The organism is Xanthobacter sp. BG11Y11_SDJG, from assembly GCF_057364445.1.
The window spans coordinates 1-5,996 of sequence record NZ_JBNFNU010000273.1 but is presented as its reverse complement, the minus strand read 5'-3'; the positions used below and the strand labels follow the sequence as shown (position 1 = coordinate 5,996).

Sequence of the window (5,996 nt, the reverse complement as noted above, 5' to 3'; positions counted from 1 at the left end):
CGTGCGGCGCGATCAGGCGACTCGGTGGCGCGACCGGCCGCGCGGGCCGGGACGTGGCCGGGTCGCCGGGCCTGGTCCGGCGCCATGCGCAGGGAATAGCGCCCGAGCTTCTCGATGAGGAAGTCGACGAAGCAGCGGATGCGGGCCGGCATGTGCTTCTGCGGGAGGAACACCGCGTAGACGCCCATCATGTCGTTGGGATGGAAGTCCTCCAGCACCGGCACCAGCCGGCCCTCGCGCAGGTCCTCGTCGATCATGAAGTTGGCGAGCCGGGCGATGCCGAGACCGGCCAGGGCCAGCTCGTGCAGCGTGTCGCCCTTGTCGGCGCGGAAATTGCCGTGCACCGGCAGATTGTAGGAGCGACCCTCCTCGATGAAGGGCCACTCGTTGAGGCTCATCTTCAGATTGAAGGCGAGGCAGTTATGGGCCGAAAGGTCGGCCGCCGCGCCGGCGCGCCGTGGCGCGCGAGATAAGCGGGCGCGGCCACGACGATGCGGCGGAAGTCGATGATCTTGCGCGCCCGCAGCGAGGAATTCTGCAGCGGGCTGATGCGCACGGCCACGTCGGCGCTGTTCTCGATCAGATCGAGCACCTCGTCGCTGGTGGAAAGATCAAGCTCGATCTCGGGATAGCGCGCCAGGAATTCGGGGATGATCGGCAGCAGATGCCGGCGCGCGATCGGCACCGAGGAATTGACCCGCAGCCGGCCGTGCGGAACGTTGCGGCGGGCCAGCAGCGTGCGCTCCAGTTCGTCGATCTCGTTCACGATGCGCAGGCAGTCGAGATAATAGACCTGCCCCTCCGCCGTGAGCCGGATCGAGCGCGTGGAGCGGTCGAGGAGTTGCACCCCGAGCCGGTCCTCCAGGCGCCCCACCGCCTTGCTCACCGCCGAGGGCGTGATGGTCAAAGCGCGTGCGGCGCTCGAAAAGCTGCCGAGGGCCACGGCCCGCACGAACAGCTCCATCTCCCCCGATTTGTCGGCCATTCTTTGTTTCCCGATGTGTTTTCCGCCCTGTGACCGGCACGCACAAATCCTATGCCGGCACCGGGTCTTCAGCAATCCGCGGGCGGCGCCGATAGTGAAGCCAGGGCACAAACTTGGGCTGGAGTATATGAGGATGCGGATTTTCGTCACCGGGGCCAGCGGATACATCGGCGGCTCGATCGCCGCCCGGCTGGTGGCGCGCGGACACGAGGTGGTCGGCCTCACCCGCAGCGACGAGAGCGCCGCGCGGCTGCGTGAGACGGGCATCACGCCGGTGGTCGGTTCGCTCGTGGCGCTCGGCATGCTGGCGGAGGTTGCCTCCGGCGCGGATGCCGTCATCAATGCGGCGAACTCGGACGATCCGTTCGTGGTCGAGGCCATCCTTCCGGTGCTGGAAGGAACCGGCAAGTCCTTCATCCACACCAGCGGGTCGAGCATCATCGCCGATCGCGGCGGCGGCGCGCGCAGCGATCTGGTGTTCAACGAGGACACCCCCTTCGTCGCGCTGCCGGAACGCCAGGGCCGCGCCGCGGTCGAGCGCCTCGTGCTGTCCTACGGCCAGCGCGGCGTCAGAAGCGTGGTGGTGCGTCCGACCCTCATCTACGGCCAGGGCGCCGGCCTCCACAAAAGCTCCATCCAGGTTCCGCGCATGCTCGATCTGGCGCTCGCCAAGGGCAAGGCGCTGCACATCGGCAAGGGCGAGAACATCTGGTCCAACGTGCACATCGACGACGTCGTCGATCTGTACCTGCTGGCGCTGGAGCGGGCGCCGGCGGGATCGCTGTTCTTCGCCGAGAACGGCGAATGCAGCATGCGCACCATCGCCGAGGCCATCAGCCGGCTGCTCGGCTATGGCGGCCGGACCGAGAGCTGGCCCATGGAAGAGGCGCTGAAGGACTGGGGCATCTCCGCCCAGGCCACCTTCGCCTCCAACAGCCGCGTCAGCGCGCAGAAGGCGCGCGCCATGCTGGGGTGGAACCCGACGGGTCCGGACCTGGTGGAGGACGTGGAGCACGGCTCCTACCGCGCCCTGCTGGTGGCGGAAGGCAAGCTGCCGGCGTGAGTGCCCGCTGGGGCGTGCCGGGCTCCCGCCCCGGCGCGTCCCCGGCGCGCTTTCAGGCGCCCGTGCCGTCGAAGGCGACGAGGCGCAGCCGCGCCGCGCCCGCGCGCACCTCGCGCGCCGCACGGTATTCGGGGGAGTTGTACCAGCCGCGGGCGAGGTCCAGGCTCGGAAACTGGAGCAGGGTCAGCTTCTGCGGCGTCCAGTCGCCTTCAAGCGGGACGGCATCCGCGCCCCGGGCTGCATAGAGGCCCTGATGGGCCTTCACCGCGGCGGCGCCCAGGGGGCGATAGGCCTGAAACGCTTCGGCGTCGCTCACGTCCACCGGCTCGACGATCACATAGGCCACCATCGCGTCAGACCTCGATGGTGGGGAATTCGGCTGGCGAGGTGATCTCGATCAGTTCGAGGTCGTCGGAGCAGGCGAGCGTGATGTGCGGCATCTGCGAGGGCTGGTGCACGCAGTCGCCGGCATGAACGGTGATGACGCCGCCTTCTTCGCACTCGAACTTGAACCAGCCCTTCAGCATATAGAACATCTGGAATTCAAGCTCGTGCTTGTGGCGCTTGAAGCCGCCCTCGCGCGCCTCCTTGGCGCGGATCACATGGGCGCCGAAGCGGCCGCCCGTGGCCGCCGCGATGCCAAGGTCGCGATACTCGAAATGGGACCACAGGCCCTGCGGCTCGAACTTTCCGTCCTTGGCGAAGGAGACATGGAATTTGAAAGGCTCGGAGGACATCGCGGATCGTTCCCGATTGTGCCGGTGGAGGGCGGTGGCGCTCTGCGCGCGGCGCAGTCGCCGGCCGGCCGAAGGCTACCAAATGCCGCCGCGCCGCGTGCCCTCCGCACTGGCACATGGCTTGTGACCAATATTCCCGATGTGCGCCCCCGCGCGGGCTTAAGGTCGCCGAGCACGATCTAGGAGGCGCGGTTGACGCGGACGATCCATGGCGAGGGCGACGGCGCAGCGGATGCGCCTGTGCTGATCGACGCCCACCACCATCTCTGGGATCTCGCGGGCAGGTCCTATCCCTGGCTGTGCGACAAGATCGAGCCTGCCTTCTTCCTGGGCGATTATGCGCCGATCCGGCGCGACTACCTGCCCGACGACTACCGGCGCGATGCCGCCGGCCACCGCGTGGTCGCCACCGTCCACTGCGAGGCCGAATGGAACCGCGACGACCCGGTCGGGGAAACCCGCTGGGTGAGTGCGGTCAGCGCGCGGCACGGCTTTCCGAACGCCATCGTCGCCCATGCCTGGCTGCACACGCCGGACGCCGACGCGGTTCTGGCGGCGCAGGCGGCGTACCCGCTGGTGCGCGGCATCCGGTCCAAGCCGGTCACGGCGCCGACGCCCGCCGCCATGGCGCCCGGCGCGCCTGGCACCATGCAGGACGAACGCTGGCTCGACGGCTTCGCGCGGCTCGGCGCGCATGGCCTGTCCTACGACCTGCGGGTGCCGTTCTGGCATCTGGCCGAGGCCGCCGAGGTGGCGCACGCCTTCCCCGGGACCGCCATCGCGCTCAATCATACGGGCCTGCCCCTCGACCGCAGCGAGGAGGGCCTCGCCCTGTGGCGGCGCGGCATGGAGGCTCTGGCGCGCGCGCCCAACGTGCACGTGAAAGTGTCCGAGTTCGGCCTGCCGGGCGCCGCTTGGGACTATGAGGCGAACCGCCGCGTGGTGCTCGACGCGATCGCCATCTTCGGCATCGAGCGGTGCATGTTCGCGAGCAATTTTCCCGTCGCCGGGCTGCGCATCTCCTACGACGCGCTGGTCCGCTCCATGGCGCGGATGCTCGCGCACCTGCCGCCCGCCGACCAGGCGCGGTTCTTCGCCGGCAACGCGGCCGACTTCTACCGCATCGCCCTCCCGGCCGCCGCCTGAGGCGGCCGGCGCGCCGCCTCAGGTTTCGGCCGAGCTGAGCCGGCGCGAGCGCTGGAGCGCCCAGCCGATGATCGGCCAGGCGACGCACAGGAGCGTGATGCTCGCGAGCGCCAGTGCCACCGGACGGTTGAAGAACGGCAGGATGCTTCCGCCCGACTTGATGAGCGAGGCGACGAACGACTGCTCTACGAGCGTGCCCATGACGATGCCGAGCACCATGGCGGCGATCGGAAATCCATAGCGCTGCAGCACGAAGCCGATGCAGCCGAACACCGCCGCCACGATCACCCCGAAGGTGGAGTTGGTGATCGCGAAGGTGCCCACGGCGCAGCACAGGATGACGATCGGCATGACGATGGAATAGGGCACCCGCAGCACCTTGCTGGACATGCGGATGACCATGATGCCGAGCGGGATCATCAGCAAATTGGCGATGAAGAAGATGAGGTAGAGCGCGTACATGGAGGGCGCGTTGTTGGTGAACAGCGTCGGACCCGGATTGAGCCCCTTCATGTAGAGCACGCCGATGGCGATGGCGGTGATGGTGTCGCCGGGGATGCCGAACAGCAGCGCCGGCACCCAGGCGCCCGCCAGGCTCGAATTGTTGCTGGCGCCGGCCTCGATCAGGCCCTCGGGATGGCCGGTGCCGAACTTCTTCGGCTCGCGCGAGAACCGCTTGGCGATGGCATAGGAGATCCAGGCCGCCATGTCGGCGCCCGCGCCCGGAAGCACCCCGACGATGATGCCGACGACGCTGCCGCGCGTCCAGTTCTTCGGGAATTCGAGGGTCAGCTTCCACTGGTTGGCGAGGATGCTGCCGAACCGGCGCTTGGGCAGCGGCGGCGGCGCCTGGTCCAGCATGAAGCGCATGACCTCGGAGACCGCGAACATGCCCACCATGGCGGCGATCACGTCGACCCCGCCCATGAGGTCCGTCACGCCGAAGGTGAAGCGCGGCGTGCCGCCGGGATTGTCGATGCCGATGCTGGAGACCAGCAGGCCGAAGAGCATGGAGGCGAGCGCCTTCACCGGCGAGGAGCGGGCGACGATGGTGGCGCACATCAGGCCGAGGCAGGCCATCCAGAAATATTCGAAGGTGGAGAAGCTGAGCGCGAACTCGGCGAGCGCCGGTGCGATCACCAGCAGAGCGACGGTGCCGATGATGCCGCCGATGGCGCTGAACCACAGGCCGATGCCGAGCGCCATCTCCGGCCGCCCCTTGCGGGTATAGGCATAGGCCTCGTCGGTATAGGCAGCCGAGGCGGGCGTGCCGGGGATGCGCAGCAGCGCGCCCGGGATGTCGCCGGAGAAGATCGCCATCGCCGAGGCGGAGATGATCGCCGCGATGGCCGCGATCGGCGACAAATAGAAGGTCACGGGCACCAGGAGCGCCGTCGCCATGGTTGCCGTCAGGCCGGGCAGAGCGCCCACAACCATGCCGTAAAGGGACGACAGCAGAATCGCCAGGATGACGTCGGGCTGGGCGACGAGGGCGAAGGCTTGCGCGAGGTTCGACACGGCGGCGCCTCCTACCAGGGCATCGGCAGAAGTCCCGGCGGCAGCGGGACGCGGAGCAGATCGGCGAAGGCAAAATGCACCGCCGGCGGCGCGAGCAGCGCCACCGCGAGCGCGCTGCGCCACGGCGCACCGAGCGCGCGGCACAGCGTCAGCGCGATGATCGCCGCGGTCGGCACGAAGCCGAGGCTCTCGACCGCGAGGCATAGAACACCAGCAGCGCCGGCGGGATGAGCACCCGAAGGGCGTGAAGGCGGCCCCCCGGCACCGGCGGCGGCGCAGCGGCCGATCCAACCTGCGCGGCAGCGTGGGCGGCGACGTCGGCCGCGATCTCCTCCTCGTAGCGTCGCCCCGCGCCGAGCGCGATCAGCACGCCGCAGAGGAACAGCCCGCCGCCCGCCACCATGGGGAAGATGCTCGGGCCGACATTCTGGCCCGGCACCGGCGGGAGGAGCGAGCCGCCGTAGAAGGCGGCGGCGCCGATCGCGGCGTGACGGCCCCGACGATTCGATAAGACTGGAGCATTTGCGCCATCCCTGATCGCATGATG

6 protein-coding genes and 2 pseudogenes are annotated in these 5,996 nt (G+C 69.0%); 2 read left to right on the top strand and 6 right to left on the bottom strand.

The annotated features are described in order from the left end of the window. Positions 1–964 (bottom strand): annotated as a pseudogene (locus tag AC2W7M_RS18375) (LysR family transcriptional regulator); the annotation flags it as partial. Positions 965–1,118: 154 nt separating this feature from the next. Here AC2W7M_RS18375 and AC2W7M_RS18370 point away from each other — a divergent pair. After that, positions 1,119–2,048: an NAD-dependent epimerase/dehydratase family protein gene (locus AC2W7M_RS18370; RefSeq protein ID WP_486133884.1), complete on the top strand. Its 930-nt coding sequence runs from the start codon at positions 1,119–1,121 to the stop codon at positions 2,046–2,048. A 52-nt stretch (positions 2,049–2,100) separates the two neighbouring features. Here the strand turns inward: AC2W7M_RS18370 and AC2W7M_RS18365 are convergent, their stop codons facing one another. Both AC2W7M_RS18365 and AC2W7M_RS18360 read right to left on the bottom strand, forming a co-directional pair. Then, complete coding sequence (locus tag AC2W7M_RS18365) at positions 2,101–2,397, bottom strand: DUF1330 domain-containing protein (protein ID WP_486133882.1); 297 nt, start codon at positions 2,395–2,397, stop codon at positions 2,101–2,103. Positions 2,398–2,401: 4 nt separating this feature from the next. Further along, positions 2,402–2,785 (bottom strand): cupin domain-containing protein, encoded by a 384-nt coding sequence (locus tag AC2W7M_RS18360; protein WP_486133880.1) that lies wholly within the window; start codon positions 2,783–2,785, stop codon positions 2,402–2,404. A 192-nt stretch (positions 2,786–2,977) separates the two neighbouring features. Here AC2W7M_RS18360 and AC2W7M_RS18355 point away from each other — a divergent pair, with 192 nt between their 5' ends. Next, entirely contained in the window at positions 2,978–3,931 is a 954-nt protein-coding gene (locus AC2W7M_RS18355; protein WP_486133878.1) for an amidohydrolase family protein, read from the top strand. An 18-nt stretch (positions 3,932–3,949) separates the two neighbouring features. Here AC2W7M_RS18355 and AC2W7M_RS18350 read toward each other — a convergent pair whose 3' ends face one another. The 3 genes and pseudogenes from AC2W7M_RS18350 to AC2W7M_RS18340 all read right to left on the bottom strand — a co-directional run. Continuing rightward, positions 3,950–5,449: a tripartite tricarboxylate transporter permease gene (locus AC2W7M_RS18350; protein ID WP_486133876.1), complete on the bottom strand. Its 1,500-nt coding sequence runs from the start codon at positions 5,447–5,449 to the stop codon at positions 3,950–3,952. An 11-nt stretch (positions 5,450–5,460) separates the two neighbouring features. After that, on the bottom strand, positions 5,461–5,625 hold the full coding sequence (locus AC2W7M_RS18345) for a hypothetical protein (RefSeq protein ID WP_486133874.1): 165 nt from the start codon (positions 5,623–5,625) through the stop codon (positions 5,461–5,463). Continuing rightward, positions 5,598–5,996: pseudogene (locus tag AC2W7M_RS18340) on the bottom strand (hypothetical protein); the annotation flags it as partial. The pseudogene AC2W7M_RS18340 and the gene AC2W7M_RS18345, both read right to left, overlap by 28 nt.

Bases quoted from the DNA above. Each gene is read 5' to 3' on its own strand.
- AC2W7M_RS18370 (WP_486133884.1), top strand. From the start codon at position 1,119: ATGCGGATTTTCGTCACCGGGGCCAGCGGATACATCGGCGGCTCGATC.
- AC2W7M_RS18365 (WP_486133882.1), bottom strand. From the start codon at position 2,397: ATGGTGGCCTATGTGATCGTCGAGCCGGTGGACGTGAGCGACGCCGAA.
- AC2W7M_RS18360 (WP_486133880.1), bottom strand. From the start codon at position 2,785: ATGTCCTCCGAGCCTTTCAAATTCCATGTCTCCTTCGCCAAGGACGGA.